The 13,262-nt window shown below is 43.3% G+C and carries 11 protein-coding genes; 5 read left to right on the top strand and 6 right to left on the bottom strand.

All coding sequences use genetic code 11. The annotated features are described in order from the left end of the window. Nucleotides 1-109: 109 nt before the first annotated feature. Nucleotides 110-1,831: a phospho-sugar mutase gene (locus L884_RS0115200; protein ID WP_028768294.1), complete on the bottom strand. Its 1,722-nt coding sequence runs from the start codon at nucleotides 1,829-1,831 to the stop codon at nucleotides 110-112. Between the two features lie 317 nt (nucleotides 1,832-2,148). Here L884_RS0115200 and L884_RS0115195 point away from each other — a divergent pair, with 317 nt between their 5' ends. Both L884_RS0115195 and L884_RS0115190 read left to right on the top strand, forming a co-directional pair. Further along, a complete protein-coding gene (locus L884_RS0115195) occupies nucleotides 2,149-2,475 on the top strand; it encodes a DMT family transporter (RefSeq protein ID WP_028768293.1) in 327 nt (108 codons plus the stop codon). Nucleotides 2,476-2,594: 119 nt separating this feature from the next. Continuing rightward, on the top strand, nucleotides 2,595-3,440 hold the full coding sequence (locus L884_RS0115190; RefSeq protein ID WP_028768292.1) for a pseudouridine synthase family protein: 846 nt from the start codon (nucleotides 2,595-2,597) through the stop codon (nucleotides 3,438-3,440). A gap of 57 nt (nucleotides 3,441-3,497) precedes the next feature. Here the strand turns inward: L884_RS0115190 and L884_RS0115185 are convergent, their stop codons facing one another. From L884_RS0115185 to L884_RS0115170, 3 genes are all read right to left on the bottom strand, one after another. Continuing rightward, complete coding sequence (locus L884_RS0115185; RefSeq protein WP_028768291.1) at nucleotides 3,498-4,172, bottom strand: glutathione S-transferase; 675 nt, start codon at nucleotides 4,170-4,172, stop codon at nucleotides 3,498-3,500. Nucleotides 4,173-4,387: 215 nt separating this feature from the next. Next, on the bottom strand, nucleotides 4,388-7,057 hold the full coding sequence (locus L884_RS0115180) for a TonB-dependent receptor domain-containing protein (RefSeq protein WP_028768290.1): 2,670 nt from the start codon (nucleotides 7,055-7,057) through the stop codon (nucleotides 4,388-4,390). A gap of 135 nt (nucleotides 7,058-7,192) precedes the next feature. Next, nucleotides 7,193-10,012 (bottom strand): hypothetical protein, encoded by a 2,820-nt coding sequence (locus L884_RS0115170; RefSeq protein WP_028768289.1) that lies wholly within the window; start codon nucleotides 10,010-10,012, stop codon nucleotides 7,193-7,195. Nucleotides 10,013-10,574: 562 nt separating this feature from the next. On the opposite strand from L884_RS0115170, the gene L884_RS0115165 reads away from it, so the two are divergent. The 3 genes from L884_RS0115165 to L884_RS0115155 all read left to right on the top strand — a co-directional run bounded on the left by L884_RS0115165 (nucleotide 10,575) and on the right by L884_RS0115155 (nucleotide 12,341). Further along, complete coding sequence (locus tag L884_RS0115165; protein ID WP_028768288.1) at nucleotides 10,575-11,423, top strand: mechanosensitive ion channel family protein; 849 nt, start codon at nucleotides 10,575-10,577, stop codon at nucleotides 11,421-11,423. Between the two features lie 98 nt (nucleotides 11,424-11,521). Then, on the top strand, nucleotides 11,522-11,827 hold the full coding sequence (locus tag L884_RS0115160) for a hypothetical protein (protein ID WP_156925698.1): 306 nt from the start codon (nucleotides 11,522-11,524) through the stop codon (nucleotides 11,825-11,827). Nucleotides 11,828-11,924: 97 nt separating this feature from the next. Next, complete coding sequence (locus L884_RS0115155; RefSeq protein WP_028768286.1) at nucleotides 11,925-12,341, top strand: nucleotide triphosphate diphosphatase NUDT15; 417 nt, start codon at nucleotides 11,925-11,927, stop codon at nucleotides 12,339-12,341. A gap of 57 nt (nucleotides 12,342-12,398) precedes the next feature. Here L884_RS0115155 and L884_RS0115150 read toward each other — a convergent pair whose 3' ends face one another. Beyond that, on the bottom strand, nucleotides 12,399-12,620 hold the full coding sequence (locus L884_RS0115150; protein ID WP_028768285.1) for an amphi-Trp domain-containing protein: 222 nt from the start codon (nucleotides 12,618-12,620) through the stop codon (nucleotides 12,399-12,401). A gap of 59 nt (nucleotides 12,621-12,679) precedes the next feature. After that, nucleotides 12,680-13,123 carry a hypothetical protein gene (locus L884_RS0115145; protein WP_245603139.1) on the bottom strand — a complete coding sequence of 148 codons (444 nt, stop codon included), beginning with the start codon at nucleotides 13,121-13,123 and terminating at the stop codon, nucleotides 12,680-12,682. Between the last annotated feature and the right edge of the window lie 139 nt (nucleotides 13,124-13,262).

Raw genomic sequence — 13,262 nt, 5'->3', positions numbered from 1 at the left:
AATAACAAAAATAACTTAAATAAAATAGTTAGTTAGCGGTTATCCTCTGTTAAACATACAATCTGCAAAAGTGTGACACACATCAACCGATACAGACAAAATGACCCAATTATTGCGGTAAATCTGCTTGATGAGCATTGATAAATCGCTGCATCTCAGCTTGCGCTTTTTGTTGTGTACTGGCTAAGGTATCAGCCTCAGTCATTGCCTCTACCACTTCGTAATAACATTTAATTTTAGGCTCTGTTCCCGATGGTCTAACAATCACTCTAGCGCCGTTTTCTAAACGATAAATAAGCACATCACTGCTAGGTAGCGCGATATCTTCTTCCCTGCCATCGCTAAATACACGTTTGCTGATGCTGATATCATCAGTTGATACCACTTGGTGTCCTGCAATCGCTAACGGTGGATGTTCACGTAAATAAGCACCGATATTTGGCGTTGTCGGTTTAAGTGCGATACTCACCTGAGCATTTAGGTGGAAACCATGCTGACGATAGATGCTCTCTAGTCTGTCCCAAATGGTTTGGCCTTGGCTAGCGAGTTCGGCAGTTAGCTGTGCAAAAGCGACTAACGCTGATAAGCCGTCTTTATCCCACACCATTGAGCCAACGGTATAACCTAAAGCTTCTTCGTAAGCGAAAATAAAACGATTATTATCAGTCTCTTCGCTCATCCCCACATTCGTTAGCCACTTAAACCCTGTTAAAGTGGTACGGCAATTAGCTTGTAAGCTTTGCGCCACTTTTGACAATAAGCTAGAAGAAACAATTGTGGTACAGGTCAGCTTTTCGTTGTCATTAGCATGTGTAAGCAAGTAATGGCCAAACAACACACCTACCTGATCACCGGTTAACATCTGGTAATCACCGCTTTCTGTGCGCACAGCAACCGCAAAACGATCAGCGTCTGGGTCATTTGCACAGGCTAACATAGCACCATGCTTTTTCGCCTCAGCAATCACCATATCCATCGCGCCTTTTTCTTCCGGATTAGGAAAGTTCACCGTTGGAAAATCGCCATCTGGTTGCGCTTGCTCAGCTACCGAATACACCTTGGTAAAACCAGCATCTCTTAGCACATCAAGTGCCATCTTGTTACCTACACCATGCATGGCTGTATATGCCAAACTTACCGCATCAGGCTGGGTATGGTTCTGTAAAACACCGGCTTGATTAACACCACGACGATAAGCTTGATAAAACTCATCCTCTAACATCACAAGCAAGTTTGCAGCTTGCGCTTGCTGGGCGTCTAATAAATTAATATTCTCTGTTGCAGCCTTATCAATGCATGCGGCAATGCCACTATCATGTGGCGGGATAATTTGCGCGCCATTGCCCCAATACACCTTATAACCATTATACTGTGGCGGGTTATGGCTCGCTGTTACCACAATGCCCGCTGCTGCACCTAAATGCAGTACCCCAAATGCGACTAGCGGAGTAGCTGCGACATCCGCAGTGAGGTAAACCTTTATCCCCAAAGCCGTTAATACTGCCGCGGCATCGTGAGCAAACTGCTTAGAGTCATGACGGCCATCGTAGCCAATTATCACACCACGTGTTGCCACATCGCTTATTTGTGCCTTTAGGTAAGCCCCTAACCCCGCTGATGTTTGCTGGATCACTAGACGATTCATGCGAGTTGGCCCTGCACCAACCACACCACGAAGCCCTGCGGTGCCAAAGGCTAAACGACCATTAAAGCGTGCTTCGAGTTCAGTTTCATTACCGGCATCGAGCAATGTCTGTAGCTCTTGCTGCATTAGTGGATCTGGGTCGCTTGCTATCCAATGGTTAACTCTTAATGCTAACTGGGTGTCCATAACTCACTCCATTTGAGTGGCAATATCCTGAATATCAACTCAATTTGAGTTCACTAATACTTCTCAGTGTATTACCTCGGTTTTCTATGTATTCAACACTAAGCCTAGCATGAGGTGATAACAAGACAATTTGCATTAAATTTGCTCCATCAAACAATATTCACTGCCACGGTTTACCAACATAATCGATTACCAATGCTCTTAATAATGCTTAGTAAACCCATTGTAGTCATGATGATATTGAAAGCTTGCTAAGCCTTTCAATCAACCTCACGCCCAAAGCATTTTTTGGGCGTATTTTTTCTGTAGGCATTTATATGAATAGCTATTTTTATTTGATCTTGGCCATTATTTGCGAAGTCATCGCCACCAGCTTATTGCCGGTAACGATGGGCTTTAGTCGCTTAATTCCGTCAATAGCATGCGGCATTGGTTATGCTGGAGCCTTCTATTTTTTATCGCTGGCCTCTGTGAGTATTCCTACACATGTTGCCTATGCCATATGGTGTGGTGCAGGCATAGTATTGATCACGCTAATCGGCAGGTTTCTAGGTAAAATGCCCAACCTAGATACATTATTTGGCATGATTTTAATTGTTATCGGTGTTGCGCTAATTAATATGAATAGCCCAAGTTTACATTAATCGACTAGCTCAAAATGTAAACCTCTCAACTGACCACAAGATAAACGTATCTATGAGCTAAAAACAGCGTAATAGTGTAATATCGCCTGTAGATTAATTCTTGTTGATAGCTTAAAAGCATGAGCCCATTGAAAATAGAAACCCACATAAAAGTCCAGTCAGCAGAGCTCGATGCCGCGAGTCTACTCGCAGAAGATACAGGTCTATCAAAGCAGAACATTAAACAAGCTATGCAAAAAGGGGCGGTTTGGCATAGTCATGGTAAGCAAACTAATCGTTTACGCCGTGCCAAAAAGCCATTGAAGGCTGGTGATGAGCTACACCTTTACTACAACCAAGCAGTGTTAGATGAAGTCGTTACTGCGCCAGAACTGCTATTTGACCAAGGCCAATATAGCATTTGGTTTAAGCCATTTGGCGTACGTTGCCAAGGCTCTAAATGGAGCGATCACACCACCATTAATCGCTTTGCAGAAACCCATTTAGACCCTGCCCGCAGCGCCTATATCATTCATCGCTTAGATCTCGCAGCAAGCGGACTGATCGTGCTTGGCCACAGTAAAAAAGTGACGGCTGCAATTGCCCAACTATTTGAAACCCGAGCACTCAATAAATTTTACCAAGTGATTGTTGAGGGTAAGTTTCCTGAAGGCAATATCACTATTGATACCGATGTCGATAACAAATCAGCGTTGTCCCATGCTCATATTCTCGAATATAACAGCGAGCTAAATCAGTCTAAGGTTCAGGTAAAAATTGAATCTGGGCGTAAACATCAAATCCGTATTCATATGGCGAGTTTAGGCCATCCGGTTGTCGGTGACAGACAACATGGTAATGGCAGTGAAAATACGCCTAACTTGCAACTTACTTCATGCCATTTGAGCTTTGTCTGCCCATTGAGCGGCGAGCACAAGGTGTTTGAACTACCACAACACTATCGCCCAGAGTTTCAACTCAAGTAACAGTGTAACTTAACAGCCCACATTTTTTGTGGGCTAGAAACTGATTGGTATCAGGCTTTATACGCCGCTAAATAACGTCTCATTCACGCCCTCTTTCCATACAGGGTATTGTGCCATGACTTTACTGAACATGGCACTTTGTAAATAGCTATCTAACCAGCGCCGCACCTCAGGATAAGGCGAGCGTAAATACCATTGCCGCTCTACTCGAGCAAACTGGCGAATAAAAGGCATCATCGCAAGATCCGCAAGCGACGCCTGATCAGAAAATAAAAACTGGTGTTGAGCTAAACGCGATTCTAGCTGTTGCAAATAAACTTCACACTCGGCGCGATAGCGCAATAACTTAGGGTCTCGATAGCGTTTAGCGCTGCGATAATGCTCTAAACGGAGAATAAACTCACTGTCAAACTGAGTCATCAACTGCTGCATTGTTTGGGCTGCACTTTGCTTGTGATTATCAAGTACTTGATGGAGTAAATAGTTGTTGCGGTCACTCTGGCTAAACGCCCACAACATAATATCTCGGCTTTGCTCTAACACCTCGCCACTAGGCAGTACTAATACAGGCACTGTGCCTTTCGCTGAAGCCGTTAGCAATTGCGCAGGCTTTTGGCTTAGTAATACTTCGCGTAAACAAACCGTTTGCCCAGATACAAATATCGCCAACCTTGCGCGCATCGCATAAGGACAATTTCTGAGTGAATACAGCACAGGTAATGGTTTTTTCATGCAAAGACTCGCGTTATTTACCGCTTTATTCAGGTATACAATAATCATACGACTACAGCGAGTGATTTTAAAACCCTACAGGTTATGTAAGTAAAAAGGCCACTTTTTTGTCCAGAAAAAGTGGCCTTTGGAGCCGTAAACGTAAAAGGATTAGAAGCGTTTACGGCGTTTTCTAGCGGATAACAGACTCGCTAGTGCTTGTACTGCCTGTTTTATTAATACTGATAACTAATGTCGATAGTATATTCAGTACCTGGGTCTTTGGCATAAACGGTTATATTTTGCTGCTCATACTCGGTCTCTGAGCCCAATAGGTTTTTCGCTTTTAGCTTGATAGACAAGCTTTCTAGTGGAAAATAGCTATAGGTAAAATCTAGGCTTTGAAATGGTTGCTCATACACATCATCCAAGCCACCTCGTCCCCCATATGCAATGCGATCACCAAATACGTTATATACCAAAGTGGCTGTGTGCTCTTCATTAGGCGAGTCAAAACTTAATTGCACATTAGTTACCCACTCTGAATGTCCGGTCATGCGACGACTATTATTAGTCGGGTCAATTTCACCATTAGGTGCAATATCAATTTCAGAATCGCTCAAGGTCAAGTTACCTGCGACAAAGAAGTTGCTCCACACACTATTTTCTGCCCCCAAAAAGCTTAAAGACTGCAGGAACTCAGTTTCTATACCGTAAATATAACCTGAGTCGGCGTTGTAAAACTTAAGCTGACGCCCCGCTTCAGAGATCCGTTGGATAGGCTCAATAGGTGCATCGATATCTTTATAGAATCCACCCACACTGAGGTTATTGCCAGTTTCGCCATACCATTCCCAGCGAAGATCGAGATTATAGATATTCGAGCTTTCCAGCTCTGGGTTACCAAAGAAGTCAAAACCTGTTACCGGATCTTGGAATCGCACCGGTGATACTTCACGTAAATCAGGACGAACTATGGTTTTGCTTGCACCAAATCGCCACTGAGTCGTATCTGTATTCTTCCAAGTGAGCGACATTGACGGGAACCAGCCATCTTCAGTAATAGCGTAATCGCTTAGGTCATAACGGCCGCCTTCATCAGAGATCTCCCCGTCAGGATCGATAGGCAAAGTCACTCGACGAAAATCCTCATAACGTATACCGGCATATAAACGCCACACGTCATCAAAATCAAAGTCGACACTCACAAAGCCAGCATCTAACTTTTCAGCAGCAATGTAATCTTCAGTGTCAGTCGACGCATCTTTAAGCTCAAAGCCTAAGGTGTCGTTAGCGATATTATCCTTGCTAAATATCTGGTCAAACTCTTGCGATAAAATATCGCCATTAGGGTCTGTTGGGCTTAAATCCACATCAAAACCTAAACGGGTAGCGTAACTTTCACGGGTGCGTTCAAAGTATTGATAGCCACCTTTAATCGTCACTATTGTGCTATCAAACTCTAACGGCAGTGATAAGTCCCAACCGTAATTGGTTGTATCATCATCAAGTTGGCTATACACATATTTTGGCGCATCTTGGGTATTTAAGTTGCGTGAGCTAAAGCCATCATTGTCATCAACCACTACGTTATAGGTATACGACAGCTCATTAGGGGCATAGCGCTCTGAACGAGCATCCGAGTACATCCAGTTCGCTTCTAAGTCCCACAACATTTCGAAAAAGTGTTGACCTTTAATTTGATTACTAATCAATGATCGTTCTTCATAATCAATGTTGTAAACCTGCAGTGCGTTAGGTTCACCTAAGGTATCGATAGTTTCTTCCATCGCCACCGACACATCGTCCGAAGTATCTCTTAGATAAGTCGTAAAGGTCTCGATTTTATGGTCAACGTTGAACTCAAAGCCCATGTTAAGCATGCCTGAGATCTGTACGATTGAGTCAGTGCCTACAATCTGCTTTTCATTCTCAATTTGTGCTTGGTTTTCATCACCATCTAATTCAACATCGAGCTTGGTATAGTTTTCAGCTTGCTCTTTGTAAGAAGCCGCAGCCATAAAACCGAAAATCGATTCTTCGCCAATGTCCCAATTGTTACCCACAGCAATGTTGCCGCGAATACCAGGATCTGTATCTTTAGTTTGCACTGTCATATCACGGTTAATATCAAGGCCAAGTTGACGATTCATCTCTTGTGCTGCTTGAAAATCGATTTGACCGTTTGAACCCGTCACAATATCAATTGGGCTAATGCCGCCATATTGGCGGTAGGTTTGGTTAATACTTGATGGCATTTCACGGGTGCCATCATCTTTACCAAACCAGTCGTCATCACCGCCGTTGTATGTATAGGTATCTTGGCTGTCGTTACTGTTAAAACGACCACCTAGCGATGCTTTAAAAAACAGATCTGCCGGTATTGATTTAGTTCGAATATCAACATGGCCACCGCCAAATGCCGCAGGCATTGCGGCAGTACTTGATTTTTGTACCGACAATGACTCAATGATTGAAGCCGGAAACATATCCAGCGGTACCACATTACGAGTGGGATCAGGCGATGGCACCACGGCACCATTTAACGAAGTGCTTGAATAACGCTCGCCAAGACCGCGCACATAAATAAACTTGCCATCTTTAAGGGTTAACCCCGTAACTCGGCGCAGTGCTGATGCAGCATCGCTATCACCAGTACGCGAAATCTGCTCTGAGCCCATAATATCGGCAACTGCGATTTGTTCGCGGCGCTCTTCCATCGCTTCTGAAGCAGAGGTACGTAAACGGCCGGTAACTTCAATACGTTCAATGGGAAAATCTTCACCATTGTCTAATGTTTGGTCTTGAGCGTAAATTGGAGCAGCCGCGAATACTGCAGCTGCAGACACTGCCGAAGCAACAGCAAGGCTGAGCTTAGTTAAGGTAAAGTTCGGCTTGGTTTTCATACTGACTATCCTGAATGCAGTTTAATGAAAGCCGCGTTGCTGCGGCTTTAAATGACACAGTACACACCCCGTTTCTTTTCAAATCGCAACTCAATAAGCTTGAGTGGATTTGAAAAGACCCGAAGTAAGGCAGACTTAGTTAGGGGTATGTACCCAACCTTGACGCCAATCATTAGTGCCATCAAATGCACCGATATAGTCAGTCGCCTCAAAGAAGCTGTCGCTGCTCATGTCAATACCTTGACCTAGCAGTGTGGTATCAGTTGTTGCAGGCATACCGTCAGTAATGCTAACTGCCGCAGTACTATTACCCGCTTGACCTAAGAACCAAGTTTCTACGTTTACCGCATCCGCTGTAGCTGCATTGTCAGAGCTATATTTAAATGGCTCATTACAATCAATAACAGAGTGAGAGATAGTTAGCTGGTTATTGGTTACGTTATCAACAAGATCCGCATAGGTTCCATCTAGCTCTAAACATTCACCAGACTCAGTGGTAGAACTTGCTCCTTTACGGCCTTGTACCAATACGTTATTAAGTGAAGCTGCTGTTGCAACTCGAAGTAAAATGCCCTCGCCTTTATCACCGCTAGCATTTTCAATATCTACGCCTGGCAAAATTGTTACGTTCGATAGTACTGGCTTAGACACTGGTGTATCACCAGTACCTTTATGGCTATCACCTTCAATACCACGGTTAGCGCTACCATCTTCATGGGTGATATAGACAAACTGTGCCTTACCTTGCCAGCCGTTAGTCCAATCGAGTGAATCATCGAAGTTTTCAGTCAAATACACATACTTCATGTTGACCGCCCCACCCCAGAACTCAACGCCATCATCGCCATTAGCATGAACTTGAATGTGATCAACTTGAGTGCCACTGCCCACTGCTGCAAATGAAATACCGTTCATCTCTTGGGTATCGTTCACTTTAAAGCCAGCATACTTCACTACCACATAGCTAATTTGACCACTGCTATCAGCATTATCATTACCGCCATATGGAAAATCACCGACTTCAAATGCCACATCACAACTATTTGGATCATCACACTTGTTCGTTAAACCGTTACCCAGTAAGACTAAACCGCCCCACTGACCGCGAGCCCCTTCAGCGCCCATAATCACATCTTGCTCAGAGGTCATTTCAATTGGGTGTTCTGCGCTACCTTTAGCCATGATCTTCGAGCCACGGCTCACTGCGATGTAACTATTGTCTGTTGCAAATAACTTTACGCCCGCTTGAATGGCTAACGTCGCAGAGTCCGTGTTATCACCACCTACAACCACTGCTCCACCATCAATTTTGTACATTACGTTTTCACCAGCAAGCAGTGTGGTGTTGCTGGTCACATTGCCCTCTAGCGTACACACTAGATTGATGTTGTCATCTTTATAAATGCCAGCAACAACGCTCTGTGCACTTGTACCTACTGGGCATGAGGTTAATACCGGTAGCGCCACAGGTGCAGGCGTAGCATCATCATGGATCGCCGTGGTCCAGCCCTCAGTCCAATCGTTGCTGCCGTCAAATGCACCTATATATGGCGCATCAGCTAAGCGCTGATCCACATTGCTTAAGTCTGCTGCGCCACCTGTTAGCGCAACCGATGCCGTATTCGGCATATAACCATTTAGATCTGATGCCCCGGCTAAGTTGCCCTCTTGACCTAAGAACCACGCTTCAACATCAAGTGCCAATGAGCGCCCTTCTTCAGCATCGACTTTGGCGTCTTTAAACGGCTCAACACAATCCACTAAGCTGTTTTGCATTGTGAGTGCACCATCTTGAGTGCTGACTACCGTGTTATCATCATTGATTTCTAAACACTCACCAGAGTTAACATCGCCTTTAACCAGAACGTTATAAGCATGAGCGCCTGTCCCCTTACGGAATAAAATACCTTCAGCATCATCACCGCCGCTGTTTTCACCGTTAGCCACTTCAATGGTCACGTTAGCAATAGCTGGCAGAGACTGTGGCATTGCCGATGCATCGCTATTACTATCAGCTTCAATACCACGGTTAGAACCGTTGTCAGCTTGGCGAATATAAACGTGCTGTGCGCTACCTTGCCAACCGTTAGTCCAATCTAATGAGTCATCAAAATTCTCAGTCAATACCACGTTAGAAATTGAAACGTTACCGCCCCAAAACTCAACACCGTCATCGTTATTAAGGTGAACTTGAATATGGTCTACAACTGTTTGGCTACCTACTGCGGCAAACGAGATCCCGTTCATTTCTTGAGTATCGTTAATTTTAAAACCACCAAACTCAACCCGAACATACTTTAATGTGCCAGAGCTATCTTCAGTGTTGTCGCCGCCGTAGTTGTGACTGCCAACTTCAAATGCCGCATCACACGCTGTTAAGTCTGGACAAGTATTAACTGGTGCATTACCGAGTAGCACTAAACCACCCCATTGTCCCGCTTCGCCGGGCTGGCCGATTGCACTTTCTTTTGAGGTAAACACAATGGGCTGCGTTGCAGAGCCTTGTGCGTGAATTTTAGAGTCGCGGCTAACCACTAGGTATGAGTCGCTACCGCCGATAATTTTAGTGCCTGCACGCACTTCTAACACGACACTGTTTTCTTTATCGCCACCAGCAATAACCGCACCGTCTAACTCCCACACTACGTCATTACCAAGCACGATTGTTTCTGCATCTTGGCCACCAGTATCGCCAGAGCCAATTGTTGATGCTGCGCTTGATGGTGCTAATGTGCCCTTAAGCGTCCATACTTCTTTTCCATCAATTGAAAGACTGGTGTTACGCTCTGCAAAACCGCTATATGCAGCAGCTTGTACGCTTTGTGAAGGCGGTGTCGTTGGCGTTTCAGTCACCACTTCTTCAGTACCGGTATTGATATTAATATCGCCACCACAACCGGCTAAAGCCATTGCCGTTGAAAGTGCACCGAGTTTAAAAATATGTTTCAAGTCCATTGTCATCTCCGAAGACGGATTAAAGGGTTCAAGTAATTGGCAGATGAAGCTAATACTTGGACATGACAAAAAGACTTCAATAATGTGGCCTAGGTATTTCAGTGGGATTTCAGAAATATTAATTACATAAAAATCAATAGCTAACACCAATATTGCAACCGCAAAATCGTTTACAAAAATAACAATTAATTCACATAAGTTGTTCTGTTTTTGACTATTAGATAGTTAAACTTGAGTAAAAATAGATGCATTCAACACAAGTTTTTTAAACTAAATCTCTTAGTGTGCTCATTTTAATAGATGTGCATCGATGACATGCTAACGACATAAAGGCTAGTTCAAGCTTTAAAATGACTTTTCCCCTCTGTTACAACTTGCCACTAAGTTCAGTTACGGAAATAACGAGCAATAACTAGGCAGTCAAAGGGCTTAACTTGTTTTTTGATAGTGATAACTTTACAGTGAGTTGATAACGAAGTAGTTGCTTAAAGCTCGATGATTATGCAGCTAATTTCAATCAAATAACTAAAATTAACAAGCATAAACGTTAGCAGGGGTACATGTGGAACAACTCACCATTGCCGTCGATTTTTTATTAACCCATAAGCTGTTGCTTACGGTCCTTATCATTATTCTCATTTCAATGATTAAGCGCTTGGTGATCTCTCGTATTCGTGGCGATGTCGCCTTTTTGACAGAGGTACAGCGTAAGTGGATGTCTCGTACTAAAAACGGCACCTTTATTTTAATCATTGTGATTCTGTTTATGCTTTGGCAAACAGAGATCAGTAAATTTGCTTTATCAGTTACCGCTATCGCCATCGCTTTTGTGGTGGCATCGAAAGAGATTATTCTTTGTTTCACAGGCTCAATTCAACGCGCTAGTTCGCGTTCTTTTGTGATTGGTGACTGGATTGAAGTCGGTAAAATCTGCGGTGAAGTAATTGAACACAACTTGATGGCGACAGTTATTCAAGAAATTGATCTTCACCATGGTCAGTATCACTTTACCGGTAAGACTGCCACCTTACCTAACAGCATGTTTTTTAGTTATGCCGTTAAAAACCTCAATTTTATGAAGCGCTATGTTTACCATGAATTTCAAATTACTGTGGTCGAGTTTGTTAACTTGTACCCGCTGTTTGCCGAGTTACATGAGAAGATCGAAGCCCATTGTGAAGAGTTTAGTGAGGTTGCAAAACGCTATAACAGCGTAATAGAAAAGCATGCGGGTGTTGATCTCCCCGGCGCCGAACCACATATTCACATTACCAGTGGCATAAATGGTGAGCAATTTGTACACATTATGATTTTTTGCCCAACCGAACAGGCTATTCATTTAGAGCAGTTGATCCGTGAAGACTTTATGATTGCTTATCATGAGGCATTTACCAAAGATGAGCGGGCTTAATCGGATCAGGTTATCCAATCCCGTCATTTAGGTTTAATTAACTGAACTTAGCCTGCTTACAGTTAGACTAAGTCATTATTTTAAGGTTCATAATGAAAATGAAAATTAAACTTAGCCTTTGTTTAGCTATGCTGTCCGCCTTTACTGTTTCAGCCCATGATGTAGATCCTTCTCAGTTTGAAGGCCAACCCTATGAGGTGGTAAAGAGTCAGCTTTTAGCAAATGGTTGGCAGACTATTCCAAAGCTGCAAGGCGAGCTTTCTTTCAGTGAGGCTTACCCTGAGATCACATGTGGTTCAGGCTCTATGGCTATTTGCTCTGCTGGTTTTCAAAAGCAACAGCATTCAATTGCTTTTGTGGTGCAAAGCATTGATGAGCAGATAATTGTTTTAGAGGAATACTAGCCGCTGAGGGTGCTGTTAACATCATTTTGCATCCTAACAATTAAAAGTTAAGCTAACTGTAGCGATTAGGCTACTCAATATTGCGAAAGGAAATGCCGTGAACAAGCAGGTACGAGTCGGTGTCGGTGTTGTCATCATGCACAATGGCAAAATATTACTTGGCGAGCGAATAGGCTCTCATGGCGCTAATACTTGGGCCACACCCGGCGGCCACCTCGAAGTGGGTGAAAGTATTGAAGCATGCGCCGCACGAGAAACCTTAGAAGAAACCGGCTTAGTTGTAGATTCATTTGAAAACTTAAGTTTTACCAATGATATTTTCAAAGCCGAAGACAAACATTACGTCACCTTGTTTTTGCGCGCCCAATATACAGGTGGTGAACCTACAGTAACCGAGCCTGAGAAATGTAAGCAATGGCAATGGTTCGAGCTGAATAACTTACCTGACCCATTATTCTCACCTATGATCAATCTATTAAATGATCCAAAGATCTGTAAACAGTTACAAAAATAAAAAACGCAGTGCCTAGCAAAACACTGCGTTATAGCGGTTAGATTCGTTTGTGGCGATTTAGTTTTCCCATTTAATTTGAAACTCAATCTCTTCTTCTGAATCACCGCGTTCATGTTCAATACTGTATTGAGCACGCACTGGCACATAGATCCGCTCTCCGGCGATTTGGATTTCAAACTTATCGCCTGACTCTATCGCGTCAGCGAGGCGCCTAAGCTTCGCAACGAACTCTTCATTACTATAAATTTTCTCAATATCCCTATTAGACTTAGCTGTCATCATGTACTCCTGTTGCGATTTAACTTTACTATTTTACTTACGCTAAATATTAGTCAGTTTCAGTCGAGCTTTACCCAAACCTCAACTTCTTTCAACGTCCCATCTTCTGTGCGCTTTGTATGCCATTCATTCCCTTTAAGCTCATAGGTAAACGCAAATGACACACCGGGCTTTACTCCAAAAGAGTTCAATTCGGGAAACTCAACATAGTCGGTTGCAGTATACTGATAGCGACCAGTACCCGCCGCCCAAAACTCATTTTTAGGTTGTTCCGTCGTGCCAATATTCTTGACTGTTGTAAAGCTAAAATGATTAGCAGAAATCAGCTTAATGGCACTCAATTTTAAATCTGCATAATCGACCCACTTACCCTTACCATCTAAATATTTACCTGACACTAACTTCCAACTTCCCTGTAACGGATTATCCTGAGCGATAGCAAAAGATGGCGTCGTTAATAAAAGCGCCGCTGCAAAAATACTGTTAAGTAATACCTTATTCAACAAACCTAAATTCCTTTTATTGTAGATAATTAAAAATCCAAATTTTAACGAAAAGCCTAAACTCACCGTAATCCAACCTAATGAACAGCATGCAGCATCAAGCTCTACAGAGAGAAATTTATATATTATTTTTCAAAAT

The sequence above is a fragment of the Shewanella fidelis ATCC BAA-318 genome (assembly GCF_000518605.1).
GTDB lineage: Bacteria > Pseudomonadota > Gammaproteobacteria > Enterobacterales > Shewanellaceae > Shewanella > Shewanella fidelis.
The sequence above is the reverse complement of the archived record's forward strand: the minus strand, read 5'-3'. Positions and strand labels throughout refer to the sequence as shown.

Coding starts and splice junctions, on each gene's coding strand:
- L884_RS0115160 (WP_156925698.1), top strand. CDS start 11,522: ATGAAAATTAAACTTAGCCTTTGTTTAGCTATGCTGTCCGCCTTTACT.
- L884_RS0115195 (WP_028768293.1), top strand. CDS start 2,149: ATGAATAGCTATTTTTATTTGATCTTGGCCATTATTTGCGAAGTCATC.
- L884_RS0115170 (WP_028768289.1), bottom strand. CDS start 10,012: ATGGACTTGAAACATATTTTTAAACTCGGTGCACTTTCAACGGCAATG.
- L884_RS0115180 (WP_028768290.1), bottom strand. CDS start 7,057: ATGAAAACCAAGCCGAACTTTACCTTAACTAAGCTCAGCCTTGCTGTT.
- L884_RS0115185 (WP_028768291.1), bottom strand. CDS start 4,172: ATGAAAAAACCATTACCTGTGCTGTATTCACTCAGAAATTGTCCTTAT.
- L884_RS0115150 (WP_028768285.1), bottom strand. CDS start 12,620: ATGACAGCTAAGTCTAATAGGGATATTGAGAAAATTTATAGTAATGAA.
- L884_RS0115200 (WP_028768294.1), bottom strand. CDS start 1,831: ATGGACACCCAGTTAGCATTAAGAGTTAACCATTGGATAGCAAGCGAC.
- L884_RS0115190 (WP_028768292.1), top strand. CDS start 2,595: ATGAGCCCATTGAAAATAGAAACCCACATAAAAGTCCAGTCAGCAGAG.